Raw genomic sequence first — 19,661 nt, 5'->3', positions numbered from 1 at the left:
GTGGCCCTTCTCGCAGGTAGCACGTATAAGCCAATTGCCGGTCGCCGCCGCCGAAGCCTTAGTTTTGAACATTTGAGAATCCCTTACTCAAAGCGTTTTAATCATTTTCGTCAGCGCAACACGCCAGTCCGCCCCTGTCGGGCGGGCTTCAGGGTTATTCACTCCGACATTGAAGGCCTTCTCGAACAGCGTGAGAATGTCGGGAGGGAGGAACGTCATCGGAAGCGCGGAGCGCATCGGCCTAACCGGAGACTTTGGTCCACCCGAGTAGTATCCCCGCTTGATCCGCTGAGCCGCGCCAGGGCGTTCACCGCGGCCAGTCCACTCGCCGGCTTGGAACGGATGCGCGCCGTCGAGCAGCAGCATGTATATATGGATCGCGAGAGCGAACAGGTCCGAGGCCGGGGTGCGCACCACAGTGCGGGTATCCGCACCCTGGAGCTCTGGCGCAGTAAACTCCGGGCGCCCCACCTCGCAGAGATAGATATCATTTCCCTGCCGAACCTGCATCGAATCACAGTCGACAAGAGTGACCAGCGTCGTAGGCTTGACGAGCACATTACGTTCATTGAAGTCGCCGATAACGGCACCGCCGATGTGTGCCGTGCCAACGGCGGCGGCGAGGTTCAGAGCGATGTGAGACAGGTGTCGGAAATTCACCCCGCGGCCCCACTGAGGCCCATTGGGCATCGGATCGGCCCGGTCCGATGGATTCGCCACCTGATGCAGCTCGAGCACATCTGACAGGTCGATTTTCGGCATTACGAACCCAACGATGGTGCTTCCTTCAAGCAGGACGTCCTCGGGCCAAGCGAGCACGACATGCCCGCTTCCGTCGCGCCAGCCGACGGGCTTCTGCTTGACCATCGCAGCGACTTTGCTGCGCTTGCGCGCGAGGCCGGCCTGCTTCCGCCGCAGATCCGCCGGGCCGGCTACGCCAACGAACTCTGTGTGGAAGATCTTGGCAACGAGCTTGGGTTGTCCGACGACATCCGTGACACGTCCCTCCCCGGCGCTAGCAAGCTCCCGCCCGAGTTCCACAGCCCGTCCGGAGCCAAGACGATATCGCGGCATCAGCATCCCTTCGTTGAACATGCAGATCGCACCGCTGCTTTGGCCGTGCGATGCCGCGACGAACCTGGCCATTACGACGATACCGGGTGCTCAGAGCAGGACCGGGATCGTGACCGATGGGGCGACGCCGCTGCCGGGCATCCTGGGGAGCTGACTGTAGAGCGGGAATGACTCAACGCACGACCAAACCTCGACCCGCTACCCTCCCAAACACGGGCGCCCGCTCAACGTACGTTTTGGACAGGAGCTGACATGGCAGTCTGCAGCCGTGATCCGCGGCACGTCTACCCCGACCACAACAAGACCTGCCCGTGGTGCCGACAGCAGCAGCCGGCGAATATTCCGCAGCAGACGGCGATGGCACCTGTGAACTCGTCCGCCCCATCGCCGATCCGTCAGAGCCCGCAGCCGACGCCGGTCTCCACGAGCAGAGCGCATCGGCCCCGTAGAACCTTCACCGGGATCACCTCCCTGATGATCATCGGCATCGTTGTCGCCGGCATCATCGTCGCCCTTATTGCAACACAGGGCTCTCCCGAACAGAACACGGCATCTGATACAGATCAATCTGAAGTCGTCGACGACCCAACAGTCGTAACCGAGGAACCCGCGCCCCTCGACGGGGCCGACGACTCGAGCGAAGGAAGCTTCGTCGGTACGTGGACCGGCCCCATCAATCAACCTGGATCATGGGGCTACACCACGGAGTTGACCATCGCGCAAACCGCGGACGGCGCCTACACCGGGACCGTCCGCTACCCGGAGCTGGGGAACTGCGCGGGCTACCTCTCCGACATCACGGTCTCAGGGGAGCGGATGACGGCGACGGAAAACATTACGACGACTCCGGGCAGTTGCGTGCAGACGGTATCGCTGGAACTCGTCCTTGAAGGGAACACCCTCCGGTACGCGATCCCCACCGGATCTGGCTCGGGAACCACCGGCACCCTTAATCAGGTGCGGCCGCCGAGCGAAGTCGAACTGTCGACCGGCACGCAATGATTTACGAGTTCTCGACCGGCGGGACAAACACCTCCTGCGAGCAGGACAAAGCGCGCCTGACGACGAACGGAGGGCGGCCCCCTGCGCGCCGCTGCCGGGCATCCTGGGGAGCTGACTGTAGAGCGGGAATGACTCAACGCACGACCAAACCTCGACCCGCTACCCTCCCAAACACGGGCGCCCGCTCAACGTACGTTTTGGACAGGAGCTGACATGGCAGTCTGCAGCCGTGATCCGCGGCACGTCTACCCCGACCACAACAAGACCTGCCCGTGGTGCCGACAGCAGCAGCCGGCGAATATTCCGCAGCAGACGGCGATGGCACCTGTGAACTCGTCCGCCCCATCGCCGATCCGTCAGAGCCCGCAGCCGACGCCGGTCTCCACGAGCAGAGCGCATCGGCCCCGTAGAACCTTCACCGGGATCACCTCCCTGATGATCATCGGCATCGTTGTCGCCGGCATCATCGTCGCCCTTATTGCAACACAGGGCTCTCCCGAACAGAACACGGCATCTGATACAGATCAATCTGAAGTCGTCGACGACCCAACAGTCGTCACCGAGGAACCCGCGACAGTGAGCCGCGCAATAGCGCAGCCTTCCGTCAATCTTTACAGCGGTGCTGAGAGTCGATACTCCGCCGACTACGCGGCGCGCATCGACGCGGTAAGCCATGATGGCATCCAAGTTCACATCGACGTCTCCGCGTTCGGACAGTCGGACCTCCGTCGCCCAGAGACATCTTGTCTAGTTATCATTGGCACGGACGGCCAGACTTACATGGCCCGCCCGACAGAGGTCGCACTCACGACCGACGAGCGCGGAAATTTTGCAGGCAGGTTGTCGTTCCCCGCGATTATCACAGGCGCCTACGGGTTCCAATACTCCTGCTCAAGCGACTACTCCACCGCCGAGATCGGGTCGATCATCGTCCCCGCAGTCGGTGTCAGCCGGTTCAGCGAGGACTACTACGCTGTCGTCCTCGGCTTTGACGGCACTCGCATTCAGTTCGCGGTGCACGGCCACTCAGACCTCCGCAGCCCCGAGAGCAGCTGCATCAATCTCAACGGCCAATCATTGACACCGGAGGTCGCGATCGAATCAGAATGGGCGAATGACGCAATAACCATCACCGGGGCGATGCTGTTCCCACAGGACGTTGGAGGATGGACGTTCGTGTACTCGTGCTCCGACTACTCCGATGTTCATCTCGACTGAACGTCGAAAGGACTTTCGGCAGCGCCGCAAGCGAAGATATGCGCATGGACGCAACCCATCCGTGGAATGTGCGGCCGACCGACGACTTGCGCCACGCTCAGAGCGAGAAGCCGGTTCGTTGTACCATGGCAGACAATCGCTTCAGCTAGGCCGATGTATCTCCTTATCCTCGCGCTTAACTTGCATCCTCACCGCGTAGGCGTGCACTTTCGAAGCCGACCAACGTCGCGACTCTTTCGCGAGCGCGCCGGCTACGATCGGACGCAGTTCGATGGGAACGAGGTCGGGCAGCTCGTCCGCATGGGCACGCTTAATGCGCTCGCCAGCGTTCCAAACAGAACCGAGCGCGCATTGAACCAAAATCAGTCCAAGAGCCCAGACATCATCCGAGGGGCGAACACTTTTGTCTTGTGCAGAAGATCTACGCCGATGCGCCCATTCCGGCGAGATACACACTTCTGATGTTCCGAGGTAAGGGGCGCTTCCGGTGCCTGGATTGAGTTGCGATGTGACATTGAAATCCACTAGCCGCCAGCTTAACTGATGTCCCGTCCGACGTCCCACTACATTGGCCGGCCGGACATCAGCATGAACTAAGTGGAACTTTGCGTGTAGCGCCGATAATGCTGAGGCAATGTCACGTGCGACACTTAAGAGGTCTGCAATCGACATCGCTCCGTCGGAGTTAACATATCGGGCGAGGTCCGTGTCAGCCCATTCCAGTATCTGGACTAGCGCGCCTCCAAACTCACCAAAAACTAACTCTTTCGGAAGAACGAAGCTTCCAAAAGCCGCGACCAGGCCGTCCGTCGCAGAGATTTTCTCGGCAATCGAGATCTCCCGCCGTGCAACTTTTGAGTTGCCACTGCCAGCGCGAGTACATTTCGCTGCAAACAGCTGAACCCCACCTGCCGCGCTACGACGGCGCACCTGCAACACCGAAGCGAAGTACCCCGACGCTCCGGCTGAGGGCGAAAAGAAGTCGAAGCCGTCAAAAGTGAAAATGGGCTCGGTGTCCTCGGGGATTCCTCTGCCCACGGGCCACTGAGTTTGGGCGGCAGCAAGCTTCACCGTCACCGTGGGAAAGACGGTGGATTCTCCTCTCGATCGCTCGGTCCCGATGCGGTAGCCAGGCGCTCGTTGTTCGTCCTCTGCCCACGTGTATTCACCGACGGAAAGCTGCAATCGGTTTTTATCAAAGGACCAACGGCCGTGCCAATCCCCCGCTGACCAGCCTCCGAGCAAGTCGTATTCGCGAAGCATCCCATGCGGGTGCAGTTCCCCTACAATTGCCGATCTTTTTTGAACGAACTTAATCACGGCGATGCGTTCATTGCTTAGTGTCGATGAATGTGGTTCAGCGACAGCAAAAATAGCGAAAGGCTGAGGTTGCTCAGTCGGCTTGTCCAGGTTGACTTCGAGACCGGAGTGCGAGCCGTCAGCGATCGATAGACGGTACGGTCCAACGTTGACTTCCAACGCACGGGCGGTTCTCCTCCACGAGCCAGACCACGTTCGATCCCAGCGTTCGACAGCACGTTCGGTCAGAGTGCCGTCCGGATGAAGCTCCGTGTACAACGCACGGCCGTGTCCGCCGAGCTTAAGTATCGGCCCTGGTGTCTGCCACTGTGGACCCTCAAGATTTCGCATGTGTACCCACTCATCTAGCGGGACTTGCTGTGCCGCTGAAACCATTCTGTTCTGCTCTTCAGTCCCGACCGTCGTGGGTTTGATGGCTCCTCGGTGGCGCACGGTCGCGCCGCGAGGTGCTGATCGCGTCCGTCTGCGCGGTGATGCGATGACGACGCTGAACGGGCAGTCGTGCCGGACGCGAAGCTTGACGGCCAGTCGCGCGTTGCAGCCGGGGCGACGAGCCGTGCTCCTCACGAATGAGAGTATCGCTCGTCGTCGTGCCCTCAGCGACCGTCGCAAGCGTGTCTGCACCCCTCTCCCTCATTGCCGCGTTCGACGCGCAGCGAAGCGCGGAGAATGTGACGCCGCATTGCAGGCGGCAGACCTGGGTGCCGCAGACGGGCCAAACGCCGGATGCGGCAGGTTGTAGTTGCCCACAGCCCTGTGAATCCACGCGCAACGCCATGCCGTCCTTAAGACGGGACGATAAGCATTGTCGATGCGGCTGGCAACCTAGTTGGAGTACACCCCAACGCAACAGTGGGGAAACCCGACGACGCGCGTAGCAGTAGAGTCCCTGCTCCGCCTTTCGCTACACATCTGTGTCAGGGTCTAGGAGTGACGCAACGAACGCAGACCGTCGGCTACGTCCGAGTCAGCACGACCGACCAGAACCTGGATCGGCAAATTGAGGCGATCGGCGCCGTCGACCGGATCTTTGAAGAGAAGGTCTCCGGCGCTACCCGCACCGACCGGCCTGCTCTCGCCGACTGCATCAAATACGTCCGAGACGGCGACCTCGTCCGAGTCGCCTCGATGGATCGCCTCGCGCGCTCGCTGCGAGATCTTCGCGACGTCGTCGACGAGATCGTCGCGAAGGGCGCCTCCGTCGAGTTCATCAAGGAACAGCAGACCTACGGACCTGGCGGCGACGATGCGCTCGGTCAGCTCATGCTGCACCTGCTCGGCGCGTTCGCGGAGTTCGAGCGTTCCCTGATCCGAGAGCGGCAAGCCGAGGGCATTCGCATCGCGAAGGCCGCGGGGAAATACACGGGCCGGCAACGCCGGCTCGACGCCGACCAGGTCGCTGCAGCTCGAGCGGACATCGCAGCCGGCATCCCGAAGGCAGCAGTGGCACGCAAGCTCGGCGTCGACCGTACGACCCTCTACCGAGCGCTGGCACTCCCCCCACCCGACGAGCTCGCCAAGACCGAGATCTAGACCGGCGTCAGAACGCCGCGACGTCCACCTCTGAGCGCAGCTGCTGCTCGAGGTCGTCGAGCGCCTCGGCTCGAGTGCGCAGCATCGCCTTCTGATCCACCATTCCAGTGTCCCGATAGCCGCCCGGTCACCGGGCATTTCGTCGGGCGGGTCTTACGGGACACTGCTGCCCGCGCCGAAGCGCGGCGCATCCTGCTCGGCGAACTGACGCGGTGAGCGACCGTCTTTCGGACGGACAGATGCCTCGTAGGTCCCTTCCCTCACGAGACGTGGAAGTCTCCCTCTGCAGAAACGAAAGGGATCACTGCCGACGCTCGCGCTGGTGCCTCGAGCATTCGCGGAGCATCTGGAGCCACCCGGTCTTGATCGTCGTCCCTGTCCTGATCGTTGTCAGCAATATTCACGGCGTCCCGTGTTCTGAGGAGTTCGAGGGCCCATGGCGACGACGTTGCGCTCGTCAAGCCACTCAGGGTCGTTCCTTGCGAGTCGATGGGGTTGTGATGCTCCGAGACGTGCAGAAGATGTTCTAGCTGAAAGTGCCATTTTCTCATGGACAATACAGGCACTGCCGGTGAGAGCATCTGCTTCGTATTAAGGAAGAGGCTGATTCCACCGGGCGTCTGGGCAGGGCCACGAAGCCACGGTTCGTTCGGGTCGTTGCTGTAAAGCCCCGCCTGCGTCCGGCTTACCTTAGTGCAACCACCGAAGGCCACACACACGTAGTCCGCCGACGTCTTGGGCTGCCTCCTCTTCACGAACGGCGGTACGACATCATTGTAGAGCAGCATGCCGGGGACGAGGTTGTGACCCCGAGCCCAATTGATCAGGTTCAAGTTCTGCGCTGGCTTCCACGCGCTGTACTCACCCGAGGGCTTCAATGCCTTTGCTTGGAGTAGCAGATTGAGCCACTTCCCCGGACTGATTTCAATCGACAGCTCGAGGTCAGCTCCACTAGGAACCCGTACCTTCGGTTTCGCCTTCGCCTTGTATCCACCCTCAAGCGAACGCGTGTGCTGAATGGCCGAGGCGCCTAGGTTCTGGCCCAGATAGCCAAGCTGGCGCAGAAGGTTGCTGGTGGTTGTTTCCTCTGGCTGCCTAGCCGCACGCGGTTTCAGGTCCACACCGAGCTCGAAAACGTGCTCTCGAGTCTGCCTGGTGTTCAGCATCGCCAGGGACGACACGTTCCACAACAGTTCCTCTGAGCTGGTCGCAATCCTCATGTGACCGGACTCTAGCGGTGACGGTCACGGCCACACGCAGAGGGACGTCCCCAGCGTCCTAGGGGTTCCGCAGGAGCGGATCTACAGCGACCGCGGCATGACTGGGACCAACAGGGAGCGGCCGGGGTCGTCACGAAACTCGATCGACTCGCGTGATCGCTAGGAGACGCAGCCGACATCGCCGAGGAGCTGACGCGCCGCCAGGTGCGGCTGAACCTTCTTGGATCGGTCTGCGACCCGACCAACCCCATCGGGCGATTGCTCTTCATCGCCCTGGGGATGGTGGCCGAGTTCGAGTCCGACCTGATCCGAACGCGCACGCGCGAGGGCATGGCGACGGCGAAGGTGTGGGGGAGCTCAAGGCGCAAAGCCTCCAGGGCGACCTACCCGTTCCGAGCAACAGCGTCCGCTCCGCTACCCGGTAGCCTCCTTGAGTGGCCCACATCGACGACCTGATCCAGCGCATCGCCGACAAGACCCTCCGCAACCAGGTAGCCGACGAGGTCGGAAAGATCCTAGAACGTAAGGACTTCGGCCTCGTTTTTCAACGTCACCTTCCAGAAGACATTGAAGTACCCGGGGTGCGCCCTCGTCGCGGAGACGAAGTCCGCTTGCGGCGCGACGCGGAAAAGCAGAACCACTTGGTGTTGTCGGTCCGCGCAGACGCCGCCGAGATCGTCGCTATAGACAACTCGAAGAAGCCCGTTACTGGCATCAAGCCCGAGTCGATAAAGCTGAACGAACTTGTAGTCGTCAAAGACTTCAATACGGAAATTTATCCCGGTCTCCACTCTATATCTGCAGTGAATCGGGGCGGCACGAAGCCTTACCACATTGTGATCGAGGGTGAAAACTATCACGCACTCGAAACACTACTCTACACACATGAGCAAAAGGTCGACGTAATCTACATCGATCCCCCTTACAACACAGGGTCGGACGAGTGGATCTACAACGATCGCTACGTTGTCCAAACCGACTTATACCGGCATTCAAAGTGGCTGTCTTTCATCGAACGCCGACTCCTTCACGCCAAGCGTCTCCTGCGAGATTCAGGAGTGATATTTGTCGCGATAGGTGATGACGAACATCATCGTCTCAGAATGCTACTTGACGAGATCTTCGGAGAACAGAACTTCATTGCCAACGTGGCCTGGCAGGGCGGCGTCTCCGCTCTTGCAAAACACACCGGCGGCGGCCTAGATTACATGCTCGTTTACGGACGCAACTCTAACGAGGTGAAAAGCTTTCGAGATCCAAAGCCGTTCGCACCTGAGATGCTAGACATCGTAGCTGCAGCACTTCATCGAGGAGCTAACCCTGACGAAGCTCAGCAGGAGCTTGCTCGTTACATCAAGAGCAAAAGCAAAGAAATATCTATCGGTCTCGCAAGATTCAATAAGGTTGACGAAGCGGGTCGTATCTATCTCGAAGGAGACCTCGCCAACTCCCTCTACCGCCCCAATCTGCGTTACCCAATCACCAACCCGGAGAGCGGCCGCGTTTACGAACCGCCCGCAAACGGGTGGGCCGTTGGATGGGACGCAATGCAAGAATTGCTGAACGACGGAATGGTCATTTTCGGTGGCGGGAATGTTCCCGCGAGAAAACGGCTCCTTTCTGATCACATGACAGCCTTGCCCGCTCCAAGCTTCACTCGAGACCGACGAGCTTCTACCTTACATTTACAAAAAATTCTCGGGGACAAACGATTTCCCAATGCAAAAGACCATGAGGTGCTCATGCGTTGGCTTCGAATGGCTTGCCCGCAAAACGGGATTGTTTTGGATTTCTTTGCTGGTTCGGGCACAACTGCCGAAGCCGTCATGCGCCTTAATGCCGACGACGAAGGCACGAGGCAATCCATCATAGTCACCAATAATGAGCTGGGCGCGAAAAATGCCAAGCGCCTACGTGACGGGGGACATTTGCCAGGCGACCAATCCTGGGAAGCGGAGGGTGTATTCCAACGCGTGACCCGCCCGCGCATTGAAACCGTCGCGTCAGGTATTCGCGAAGACGGCTCAATCTACTCCGAAGGGCTTCGGGAGAACGTCGCATTTTATCAGCTCACCTATGAGGACGAGAATCTCGTTGCGCTGGGGCGGAAGTTTGAAGCTGTTGCTCCCTTACTCTGGCTTAAAGCTGGCGGCGTCGGCGATATCGTTAATCGCAATGGTGATGAACCTTGGTCAGTTCCCCGGACCGCCAAGTACGGGGTTCTCTTTGACACCGCGCATGCGAAGTCATTCGCAGACGAAGTAGCTGACCGAGCAGATCAGTTGGTACATGTGTTCGTAGTCACGGACTCAGAAAGTGCCTTTCAGACGGCGATTGCGTACTTGCCAGCCGAGCTGCGAGTAACGACCACCAGGCTCTACGCCGACTACCTGCATTCCTTCAAGATCAACGGTAGGGACTAACTCGTGAAATTTCAGCTTCTCGATTTCCAGCGAGCAGCGTCTGAGGCTCTCGTAACGGAGATCAAAAAGGCGCAGTCCCGCTACGACCATGATCCCGAGGTGCTTGGAGCAGTTGTGCTCGAAGCCGCAACTGGAGCCGGCAAAACCGTCATTGCTACCGCAGTAATAGAGCAATTTTTCTTCGGCTCCGACTTCACCGAGCCCGTTGACGGAACGACCATCTTGTGGGTAACAAACGACCCGAGTCTCAATGCGCAGACAGCGCGTAAGATGCAAGAAGCGAGTGAGCGGATCAATGACATCCGCCTTATTGGACAGGGAGCGTCCTTCGATGAGGAAGCCTTCGAGCCGGGGGTGCTCTACTTCCTTAATACGCAAGCTGCATCAGCATCAGCACGGATCACTAAACGATCCGACACACAGTCGTTCACGATCTGGGATACGATTGCCAATACAGTTGATCGGTTTGGTAGTCGATTCATCGTCATCGTGGATGAGGCACATTACGGAGTCACCGAAAAAAGCAGCGGATCTCCTACCATCATCAACAAAATCCTCAATGGAGCCTCGCCCATTCCCGTATTTGTCGGGATTTCGGCCACAGTTGAACGTTTGAATAAAGCACTCGCCCAACAGAACCGGCTTCGGCGGAGCGTCGTCGTCCCAATTGAGCTGGTCAGGGACTCCGGCCTTGTAAAGGACCGGATCGCCCTCGCACCCGCAGCCCACTCCGGTGGAGTTATCGCCGACACCACATTCGTGCGTCTAGCAGTGCAGAAGACGCTCGAATACGAGCGCCGTTGGGAGGAGTATTCACGAAAGCAGCGCGAGTCGCCTATTCGTCCTGCACTGGTCGTCCAACTGCCCGACCGGCGCACGGACGATCAAGACTTCAGGGCGCTCGTGCGCTCAGTGGTGGACGCTGTCCTAGAAGAATGGCCGCGCCTCATAACCGCGAACATTGTCCATACCCTCGGCGAACACACTGCTATCGATCTAGGCTCTGGCCGCGCCGTGCGCTACATGCCACCGCAAGACATTCAGGACGCAACGGAAGTTCGCGTAATTCTAGCGAAAAACGCAATCACTACCGGCTGGGACTGCCCTCGCGCCGAAGTTCTCGTCTCGCTTCGGGCATCGACGGACTACACCCCAATCGCCCAGTTGATCGGCCGTATCGTTCGACAGCCTCTTGCGCGGCGTATTGCATCAGACGAGACACTAAACCGAGTGCACGCCTATCTGCCCCGATTCGATCGCAAAACTGTGATGGACGTGGTTCGCCAATTCTCCGGCGCTGAGGCGGGCGCCACAGCCGAAGTCGTCCGCCTTCCCCTTAACTACAATGCGCCTGCTGAGATGTCAGATGCACTCGCAACTCTCTCGCTGTTGCCCTCATACGCCGTCCCTGCGCAGGCCTCTACCCCGGAAGTCCGACGCTTACATACTTTGTCAACGCTACTGGATAATGATGAAATTCGGCCAGGGGCGTTCTCGCAAGCAACGCTTTACCTTAACGGGCAACTTGACAACGAGGCGAGCAAGCTTGAGGCGGGAGGCGAACTCGAAGCCAAACGCGCCGAGGTATCTAGCGCCTCCGTTTTTGAAGTACTTACTTCCCTCGATGGGTCCGTCATCGACGGAGAGCGCACACTCGTTGGCACGCGGCTAGATGCCAAGAATATTGATGACGTCTTCCGTCGAGCGGCGAGGAATTTAAAGGACGGGACAGCGGAGGCCTATTGGGGATACCTCGTCGACAAGAACGAAGATGAGGACCCCATCGAAGCCAAGATCACGGTAGCCGCACTTGCACTTACAAATCAGGTCGTATTGAATATCGAGCAGGCTGCGGCCTCTCTGACCGCAGACTGGTTTAAAAGCCACGCCAAAGCAATTTCCATGTTGCCAGAAGCAGATCGAGAACGATATTCTCGCGTCCTCGCTGAGGCAAGGGAGCCAGCGCAGCGACCTGGAATAGCCATCGACGGAACTATCGAGGATGCCCTACCGCTTACTCGTTCAGCAGACCTGACAGACGAGGAGCTATTGGCCGACCTTCACGGCAAGACCAAAGACCGCTGGCCTAAGCATCTTTATCAGGACGCCGATGGCCTTTATTGGAAAAAGGCTACGACTTCCGACGGGCTGGAGCGCGCCGTCCTCGACTCGGAACTAGCCGAGTCAAATCTTGTCGCCTGGTATCGCAACCCGACCGGCGGAGACCGAGCTCTCTGCATCCCGTATAGAAATTCTGGAAACGGTAAGTGGTCAAGACTGTACCCAGATTTTATCTTTTTTCACCAAATCAACAACACCATCCGTGCATCGATCATTGATCCTCATGGCATTCAACTCGAGGATTGGGGTGATAAGCTCCGCGGCTACCTTGATTATGCGGACAAGCACTCCTCCGACTTTCGAGCTATTTTCCCTCTCACCCAAATCGATGGCCAGATGCTGGTACTTACCTTGCACGAGGCAGGGACCCGAGTAAAGGTGCGCGAATCTCTGGATGCCGGAGATAGTGTTGAAGCACTTTTCCGGAAGCACGGCATCACGTATTAGGTCCGCGTAACTCACGGCTCCGCTCGGGTCGTCCTCGGGAATGTTCCTGTTAGTGACGAGCTAATGGATCGATCGTGATTCCGGGAGCACGAGGTGTGGCACGTCGAGGGCCTGCCATCAATGACGACACAGTGATGTTCGGTCTTGCCGGCGTCGATACCGGCCCAGAGTTGGGGCACGCAGGGTCCTTCCGTTGAGGGGGGCGGTGCGCCGTGAACGACCGTGCCGGCATGTCATCACGGGGCGATCTGGTCGCGTTTCTCAATGAGCGGTCCTGCCGTTGCGGGGTCCCGAGCGGCTCATCACGGCGTGCCATCAGTCGGCTGAAGGCGGTCAGCCATACCCGGGACCCCTGGCGCGTTCCGGAGCCTACAACTGCCCCGAATCCACGGAAATAACGGTAAGGAAGGCGGTTCTCCGCCTTAGCAACCGAAGGGCGCAGTGCAACCAGCTTGTTCAATGGGGGCAGGGATGACGGGTCTGCAGCCCGTGGTCCTCAGATCGTGGATGGTCTCGCTCTAGTGCAACCTGTCGGCTCTTGTGGCCTGGCTTCCTGCGGGCGCGCGGGCCATCCACGATCTCTTGGTGGCGTGGCTCGAGAGAGGCCTGGATGCGTTCTGGAAGCTGGTTTGCCCTCCGCCAAACCCATTGAATGGACTGAGCTGGAGGGCACGACATGTCGACGACGATCATTGGTATCGACCCGCACAAAGAGAGCTGGACAGCGGTAGCTGTCGGCCCTCGCGGTGAACGGATCGGCGCCGTGCGGGCGCCGGTAACGAGCGCCGGCTACCGGCAACTCCGGCGGTTCGCGGCCCGTTTCCCCGAGCCTGTCTGGGCGATTGAGGGCGCCTATGGTCTCGGAGCACCACTGGCGGCGATGCTGACCGAGGACGGAGTCACCGCATGGGACGTCCCCGCGAAACTCGCCGCACGAGTGCGGGTCCTCTCCACCGGCCACAGCCGGAAGACCGACGAGGACGACGCCCTCTCGGTCGCGGTCGCTGCCACGACGTCCAGCAAGCTGCGAACCGTGCAGGTCGACGCGGCCTCCACGGAGCTGAAGCTGCTCACCGAGCATCGCGACGACCTCGTGCGCACCCGTACCCAGACCATCAACCGGCTCCACGCCATCATGACGTTGCTGGTCGTCGGAGGAGCGCCTCGCAGGCTGACCGCAGACATAGCGGCTGCCCTGCTGCGCCGAGTCCGCTCGACCGAGAGCATGACCACAACACGCCGGCTCATCGCGGTCGACCTCGTCGCGGAGATCCGCCGTCTCGACAAGCGGATCTCCACCGCGACTGGACACATCCTCGAGCGGGTCAATGCGACGGAGTCCACCCTCACCGTTGTTCCCGGGATCGGGCAGCTCACCGCGGGGAAGATCCTCGCCCGCACCGGCCCCGTCACCCGATTCGCTACCGAGGCCCACTTCGCCGCTTATGCCGGCGTCGCACCTCGCGAGGTGTCTTCAGGCGACGTCGTGCGGCACCGCCTCTCCCGAAGCGGCGACCGGCAACTGAACTACGCCCTCCACGTGATCGCGCTCACCCAGGTCAGCATGAAAACCAGCCCCGGCCGAGTCTTCTACGAGCGCAAACGCGCCGAGGGCAAGGGCAGCAAGGAAGCGCTCCGCGCCCTGAAACGGCGCCTGGCAACGGTCGTGTTCCGCATCCTCGTCGCCGACCACCTACGCGCAGCGGTGGGTCCGGCGGGACAACCAGGAACGACGCTTCAATCCAGCGCGGCCGGCTCACATCCCAACGCCGACTCTTCGGATAAGTCACTCACCGAACCCACCTCAACAGAGCCTATCCACGTCGCCGCTTGACCAGAGAGGCGCCCGCAGGGCGGCGGTGGAGAGAGTTTCGGCGCGGTGAGAGGGAGCGCAGCGACCGCGTGCCGAAAGTCTCGGAGGAGCCGGTGGCGCAGCCACTTGAACGGAGCCCGTAGGTAGCTACGAGCGCAGCGAAGCGGAGGGAGCCGCCGAAGGCTTCACGGCAAAGAAGCGTGAGCCCAACGGGCGAACATCAGCGGCCGGCACCGCCGGCCGAACCTCTGGGCGGCGCTCCGTCGCCGCTGCGCGAGTGCAGCTCGCGCCCCCGGAACGGGGATGCCGGGGAGTGTGAGGGGATCGCCCCTCGCGGGCCGGCTGGAAGGCCGGCCCTCCCCCACCTGCGACCCCTGCATGTGAGACCGAAATCCGACTGCTGGACGCGGCGGATCTGGGGCACACCGAGATCTGATCGTCGCTGAAGGCCGGGGTCCCGCTCCCGGCCTTCGTCATTTCTGGTCCCCACCCGGAAAGGGGCCGCCGCGGAGGGACATCTGCCCGTTCCTGCACGGATGTTCACGGTAACGTCAGCCGACTCCTCAGCGGCGAGGAGGTCGGCGGGAGCTCGTGCCCCCGCCTGCTGCCGCTCGGGGCACTCAGCGAGGACCGACCCAGAGGACGACCATGCGACGACGACACGCCCTGCTCCCTGGAGCGCTCACCGGACTGCTGCTGGCCTCCGGGCTCGTCGCCGGAGGGCCCGCCGCGGCTCCAGCGGCGGCCGCTCCGGTGGCCCCCGCTCCCGCCGCTCCCGCTCCCGCTCCGGACCGCCCCGTCGCGGCTCCGGACGCCGAGCCCACCGTGATCGAGCCGGAGGCGGACGCGACGACGCAGCAGGCCGCCCTCGCCCTCGACGCCGACTTCGTCGACGTCGAGATCCCGGCGCGCGCCCAGGTGCAGACGCATCGCGTGACGATCGCGCTCGTCGCTCCGCAGGGCACCGTCCCGGGCGGGTACACGACCGCCGACGCCGTCCGCGCCCTCGACCTCGTCGACCGGTTCTACTCCCGCGAGACCAGCGGGGCGATCCGCTTCGAGCTCGACCAGGTCGTCGACTGGCAGGTCGTCGACCAGCCGATCGGCTGCACGAACACGGGCGAACTGCAGGACTGGATCGCGCAGAGGACCGGCTGGCAGCGCGGACCGGGCAAGCACCTGGTCGCCATGGTGCCTGAGGGTGACCCGTGCCCGAACTGGGCCAACGGCGAGCAGTCCGGCGATCCCGATGACGGCGGACGCGCGTTCCAGCCCGGACCGGACGCGTACTTCCTCGCGCACGAGCTCGGCCACAACCTCTCGCTGCCGCACGCCTACAGCGTGAACTGCGCCACGACCCGCGACTACGCCTCCACCCCGCTGCCCGCGGACTGCCGCCGCGAGGAGTACGGCAACCGGACCGACGTGATGGGCGGCGCCTGGTCGTTCCTGCCGCTGTCGTCCCCGTCGCTGGCGCGCCTGGGCACGCTGCCGAACACCCGCCAGCCGGTCTGCGGCGCACCCCGCACCACAACGCTCGACACCCTCGGAGCCGGACCCGCCGGCCGGCGTGCGCTCACCTGGAACGACCCGCAGGACACGGGCATCCGCTACTGGGCGCAGTACAACGACCGCGCCGACACGACGTCCGACGGCGGCGCGTACACGAGTCCCTTCCAGGTGCGCCGCGACGTCTCGGGCGTGCAGATCCTGCGCTCGAACCCGGGCCAGCCGTACGCCGGCGACCTGCTCGAGCGTCCGGGCGACGCGAGCGAGGCGAACGAGTTCGTGCTCGCCGGAGAGAGCGCAGTGCTCAACTCCGGCATGTCCGTGCGGGTCGACCGGATCGACGAGCTCACCCGGACCGCGACGGTCACCGTGACCGTGCCGTGCACCGACTACGTCGGCGACATCGCTCCGCTCGCCTCGTCGACGAGCGCTTCGTACACCTCGCCGTGGACCTCGGTCGGAGCGGTCGCCGACGGCGCCGCCTCGACGATCTGGGGCTCCTGGCCCCGGGTCGGAGAGCAGCACGTCGAGCTGCGCTGGCCGAGCGCCGTGACCGTCGACAGCGCCTCGGTGCTGTTCGCGAGCGACGCGGCCGACGCCGACGGACGCGGGCTGATCCCCGCGCGGTCGTGGCGGGTCGAGCACCTGGTCGGCGACGTCTGGACTCCCGTGAGCGGAGCGGCTCCCGGCCGCGAGCGCGACGTGCTGAACCGCGCGACGTTCGCTCCGGTGACCACGACGGCGCTGCGGCTCGTATTCACGGCGTGGGGAGCCGGCGAGTACGGCGGGTCCACGGGCGTGGCCGAGATCGAGGTGAACGGCATCGCCCTCGCGGCCTCGGCGGAGGCGCGCGGGACGCTGCAGAGCGTGCCGACCGCGACGACGCGCGACCTCGCGCAGTCCGTGCTGGTGCGCGACTCCTCCGGTCGCGCCCTCGCGGGCCGCTCGGTGGGCTTCGCGATCACCGGGCCGGCGGCCTTCGAGAGCGGAGCGACGACCGCCGCGGTGCTGTCGGGCGCCGACGGCGTCGCCGCGCTCCCCCGGATCCGCACCGGCTCCACCGCCGGCACCGTCTCGATCACCGCGCGCGTCGACGGCGTGACGACGGCGCTGGCCGGAGCGAGCGTTGCGCCCGGCGCCTCCGTCACCGCGAAGGCGACCTCGCGGCTGATCCTCGGGAAGGTCGTCGTCACGGTGACGGCGACGAACACCGGCCGCGCGGCCGCAGATCTGACCGTCGTGACGCCCTACGGCACGGCGTCCTCGGCCGCGGTCGCCCCGGGCGCCACGGTGACCAAGGTGTTCCGCACGGGCAAGAGCTCGATCGCCGCCGGCACCGGCACGGTCACGGCCGTCTCGGGCGCCTCGCGCGCGAGCGTCTCGGTGGTCATCCCGCGCGCGTGACCGGGACGGGGGCTGCCCGCCCGCCAGGACGACTCCGTCCGGGCGGGCGGCTGCTGTTGGCGTCGAGGTGACGCGCCCGGCGACGTGCCGCGGCGGAGTGATCGGGGGACACGATGAGGCGGACGACCGCAGGGATCGCACTGGCAGGAGCACTGCTGCTCGCCCTGACGGGATGCGCGGGCGGAGGCGGGACGGTGGGCGAGGTCCGACTTGTAAGCATGACAACAAGTCAGCGCGGCCCGCTCGTCAGAACAGAGGAGGGAGCTGCCCTGAGGTGAGGATCAGCCGCAGCCCGACCGCGAGAAGAGCGCCCGTCGCGATGACGACTCCGACGATGAGCCGCCGCTCAGCGGCGCTGTCCGCCGCGGCGATCCGGTTCGCTCGGATCGCCTCCTCCTGCTCGATCAGGCGGCGGCTCGTCTTCCGACTCAGCCCCGTCAGCCGCTCGCCGTGCAGGCGCACACGGTCGGCCTCCTGCTGGAGTCGGCCGCTGGACAGGCGCGAGAGCTGATGAGCCGCGCGCGCGGCCCCGGGCCGCTCATCGACACGGCTGCGCTCGATCACGTAGTCACCGCCGGGATGAGGAACGCGATCAGCGCGGCGGCGTGGTCGGTGCCGTCCTCCCGGACGGGGAACCCTCCGAGCACCCACACCCCGGGGAGGGTGAGCGTGTTGCGGACGCCCGCGAGCAGCCGTTCGGTGCTGTAGCTCTCGTGCTCCTCGTAGTAGTTGCGCTCGAACGCGACGATGAGGCCGATCTGCTCGGGCGTCGCGCATCCGGTGTCGGCGTCGATGACCGGTGCGGTGCGGGCGGGGTCCGGGGTGAGGAACGCGATCAGTGCGGCGGCGAGGGCGGAGCCGTCGTCCTCGACGGGCTCGGCGCCCGGCAGGGCGTGGGCGTTGCGGACGGCGGCGAGCATCACGTCGTCGCTGTCGTCGGCGTTCTGGTCCCAGTGAGCGCGCTGGTCGGTGATGATGAGGGCGACCTGATCGGGGGTCGCGAGGCCGGTGTCGGTGTCGGTGCGGTACATGGTCTGTTCCTCTCAGCGGGTTGCGGCCAGCGCGGTGTTGATGTCGACGGTGATCCCGCGCTCCGCGAGGCGGTCGAGGGTGGCGGGCTCCTTCGCGATCTGCTGCCAGCCCTCGGGCGAGATGACGACCGCGGGATCCCCGTCCGCGTCGTTGAAGACGACACAGGTGCGCGAGTCGAGAACGGCCCCGGTGCGCGGGCAGAGGATGTTCTTGCTGACGAGGTAGGTGACCATCTGGTCACGGAGGATCGCTTCGAGGGTGTCCATGTGTGTTGCTCCTGCTCCTAACTGATCGTTTTTCTTTGCCTCTCCGGCGGGGAAAACCGTTTGAGTGGAGCCGGCGGAGTGACACCGATCACGGGCGAAATAAGCCCGTAGGGCGCGTCCGGGATCGGTGGCACGCAGCCGGTGGAGCGAAATAGGTTGGAACCGCGGAGAGGTGCAGAAAACGGATGGAACGGGCCGCATCGCGGCCTCCCATTGGCGGTGCTCCGTCGCCGCTGCGCGAGTGCAGCTCGCGCCCCGGAACGGGACACCGGGGAGCGTGAGGGGGTCGCCCCTCACGGGCCGGCGCCGCCGGCCCCCACGCTCGAGCGGGTCGTGTCAGCGTCGGATGCGACGATGGAGGCATGTGGGAACTGGCACACCGGACGCGCGCGGAATCGGCATCAACGGTGGTGCGCAGCAACGCGGCGACGAGCGCCGCGGCGATCCCGGAAGTGCGCGCAGCGATCCCGGAGGATCACGTCACCTCTACGCGGTCCGGATCGCGAACGGCTGGGAGTAGAACCCACCGGGATTCGCTCGGAACCACTAGCGTTGCGATCAGTTCCGGAAAGCGATGGTCTCGTGATGGCAAACGTGTTGAAGTTCGTCGGAAAGGCATTCGTGATCGTCTTCCGCCTTCTGGGCGCGGCGGTGTCCGCGGGACTCGCCGCTCTGGGCGTGGGCAGCTTCCAGCAGCCCAACCCCGGACCGCCTCCGTCCTCTACGGAGAACCGCGAATATAGGCCGTAGAACGGCGAACTCTGCGGCGGATGGCGGAGTATCTCGGAGGACCGAGTCCTACTCAGCCGCGGAGGCGGCGCTGCGGCGGGGTGCGCGTTGGGTGGTTGTGGTGACGACGGCGGTCGCGCGGGTGAGGTTGGGGCCGATGGCGTCGGCTTCGAGGACGCGGCCGGTGCGGCGGTTCTCTCCTTCTCCCCAGGCGACGGTGCGCTCGTAGCCGACGACGATCACGGCGTCTCCCTTGTGGAGGGAGGCGAGCACGTGCTCGCCGAGTTCGAACTTCGCTTCCACGTAGTGCGTGGTCGGGGCGTCGTGCGGGGTCCACTCCCCCGCGCGGTATTCGCCGGTGTTCTCGATGACGCGCAGCTTCACGATCTGCACGCGGCCCGCCTGCACGGCCTCGGGGTCGGCGGCGAGGTTGTTGTTCTTCCTTCTCTCCCAGCGTTTTTTTGCCTGGAAGGCACGTAGTGCCGAGCAGGGTCGGAGGTGGGAGCGCAACCCGGAGGGCGGAGGAGGAGAGGTTGTCGGCGCGATGTGA

At 63.2% G+C, this 19,661-nt stretch carries 14 protein-coding genes and 1 pseudogene; 8 read left to right on the top strand and 7 right to left on the bottom strand.

Annotated elements, in window-relative coordinates; translation table 11 throughout:
• Positions 1 to 87: 87 nt before the first annotated feature.
• Complete coding sequence (locus C5D04_RS00435) at positions 88 to 1,146, bottom strand: hypothetical protein (RefSeq protein WP_104347018.1); 1,059 nt, start codon at positions 1,144 to 1,146, stop codon at positions 88 to 90.
• A 180-nt stretch (positions 1,147 to 1,326) separates the two neighbouring features.
• Here C5D04_RS00435 and C5D04_RS00430 point away from each other — a divergent pair, with 180 nt between their 5' ends.
• Together C5D04_RS00430 and C5D04_RS00425 are read left to right on the top strand one after the other, a co-directional pair.
• Positions 1,327 to 2,076, top strand: coding sequence for a hypothetical protein (locus C5D04_RS00430; RefSeq protein ID WP_146087810.1), 750 nt, complete (start codon positions 1,327 to 1,329; stop codon positions 2,074 to 2,076).
• A gap of 435 nt (positions 2,077 to 2,511) precedes the next feature.
• Positions 2,512 to 3,294, top strand: coding sequence for a hypothetical protein (locus C5D04_RS00425; RefSeq protein ID WP_146087809.1), 783 nt, complete (start codon positions 2,512 to 2,514; stop codon positions 3,292 to 3,294).
• Between the two features lie 141 nt (positions 3,295 to 3,435).
• Here the strand turns inward: C5D04_RS00425 and C5D04_RS00420 are convergent, their stop codons facing one another.
• Positions 3,436 to 4,944 (bottom strand): protein kinase, encoded by a 1,509-nt coding sequence (locus tag C5D04_RS00420; protein ID WP_181137645.1) that lies wholly within the window; start codon positions 4,942 to 4,944, stop codon positions 3,436 to 3,438.
• A gap of 600 nt (positions 4,945 to 5,544) precedes the next feature.
• Between C5D04_RS00420 and C5D04_RS00415 the strand changes: the two genes are divergently transcribed.
• The gene (locus C5D04_RS00415) at positions 5,545 to 6,147 is read left to right on the top strand and encodes a recombinase family protein (RefSeq protein ID WP_104326322.1); all 603 of its coding nucleotides are present in this window, start codon (positions 5,545 to 5,547) and stop codon (positions 6,145 to 6,147) included.
• A 260-nt stretch (positions 6,148 to 6,407) separates the two neighbouring features.
• Here the strand turns inward: C5D04_RS00415 and C5D04_RS17810 are convergent, their stop codons facing one another.
• On the bottom strand, positions 6,408 to 7,367 hold the full coding sequence (locus C5D04_RS17810) for a hypothetical protein (protein ID WP_146087807.1): 960 nt from the start codon (positions 7,365 to 7,367) through the stop codon (positions 6,408 to 6,410).
• Between the two features lie 37 nt (positions 7,368 to 7,404).
• On the opposite strand from C5D04_RS17810, the pseudogene C5D04_RS00410 reads away from it, so the two are divergent.
• The 5 genes and pseudogenes from C5D04_RS00410 to C5D04_RS18075 all read left to right on the top strand — a co-directional run.
• Positions 7,405 to 7,736: pseudogene (locus tag C5D04_RS00410) on the top strand (recombinase family protein); the annotation flags it as partial.
• 65 nt (positions 7,737 to 7,801) lie between these two features.
• Entirely contained in the window at positions 7,802 to 9,790 is a 1,989-nt protein-coding gene (locus C5D04_RS00405) for a site-specific DNA-methyltransferase (RefSeq protein ID WP_104347014.1), read from the top strand.
• Between the two features lie 3 nt (positions 9,791 to 9,793).
• On the top strand, positions 9,794 to 12,358 hold the full coding sequence (locus C5D04_RS00400; protein WP_104347013.1) for a DEAD/DEAH box helicase: 2,565 nt from the start codon (positions 9,794 to 9,796) through the stop codon (positions 12,356 to 12,358).
• 676 nt (positions 12,359 to 13,034) lie between these two features.
• A complete protein-coding gene (locus C5D04_RS00395; protein ID WP_104308586.1) occupies positions 13,035 to 14,192 on the top strand; it encodes an IS110 family transposase in 1,158 nt (385 codons plus the stop codon).
• A gap of 627 nt (positions 14,193 to 14,819) precedes the next feature.
• Complete coding sequence (locus C5D04_RS18075) at positions 14,820 to 17,084, top strand: Ig-like domain-containing protein (protein WP_181137644.1); 2,265 nt, start codon at positions 14,820 to 14,822, stop codon at positions 17,082 to 17,084.
• Positions 17,085 to 17,330: 246 nt separating this feature from the next.
• Here C5D04_RS18075 and C5D04_RS00385 read toward each other — a convergent pair whose 3' ends face one another.
• The 4 genes from C5D04_RS00385 to C5D04_RS00370 form a co-directional block, all read right to left on the bottom strand.
• Positions 17,331 to 17,648, bottom strand: a complete 318-nt coding sequence (locus tag C5D04_RS00385) for a hypothetical protein (protein ID WP_104260266.1) — start codon at positions 17,646 to 17,648, stop codon at positions 17,331 to 17,333.
• Positions 17,645 to 18,115: a hypothetical protein gene (locus tag C5D04_RS00380; RefSeq protein ID WP_104326317.1), complete on the bottom strand. Its 471-nt coding sequence runs from the start codon at positions 18,113 to 18,115 to the stop codon at positions 17,645 to 17,647. The genes C5D04_RS00385 and C5D04_RS00380 overlap by 4 nt, the downstream gene beginning before the upstream one ends.
• A 12-nt stretch (positions 18,116 to 18,127) precedes the next feature.
• Positions 18,128 to 18,382: a hypothetical protein gene (locus C5D04_RS00375; protein ID WP_104308045.1), complete on the bottom strand. Its 255-nt coding sequence runs from the start codon at positions 18,380 to 18,382 to the stop codon at positions 18,128 to 18,130.
• 798 nt (positions 18,383 to 19,180) lie between these two features.
• Positions 19,181 to 19,621, bottom strand: a complete 441-nt coding sequence (locus C5D04_RS00370; RefSeq protein ID WP_146076860.1) for a hypothetical protein — start codon at positions 19,619 to 19,621, stop codon at positions 19,181 to 19,183.
• Positions 19,622 to 19,661: the final 40 nt, after the last annotated feature.

Source organism: Rathayibacter sp. AY1D2, assembly GCF_002932695.1.
Classification (GTDB): Bacteria; Actinomycetota; Actinomycetes; order Actinomycetales; family Microbacteriaceae; genus Rathayibacter.
This window is presented reverse-complemented; position numbering and strand designations above follow the sequence as displayed.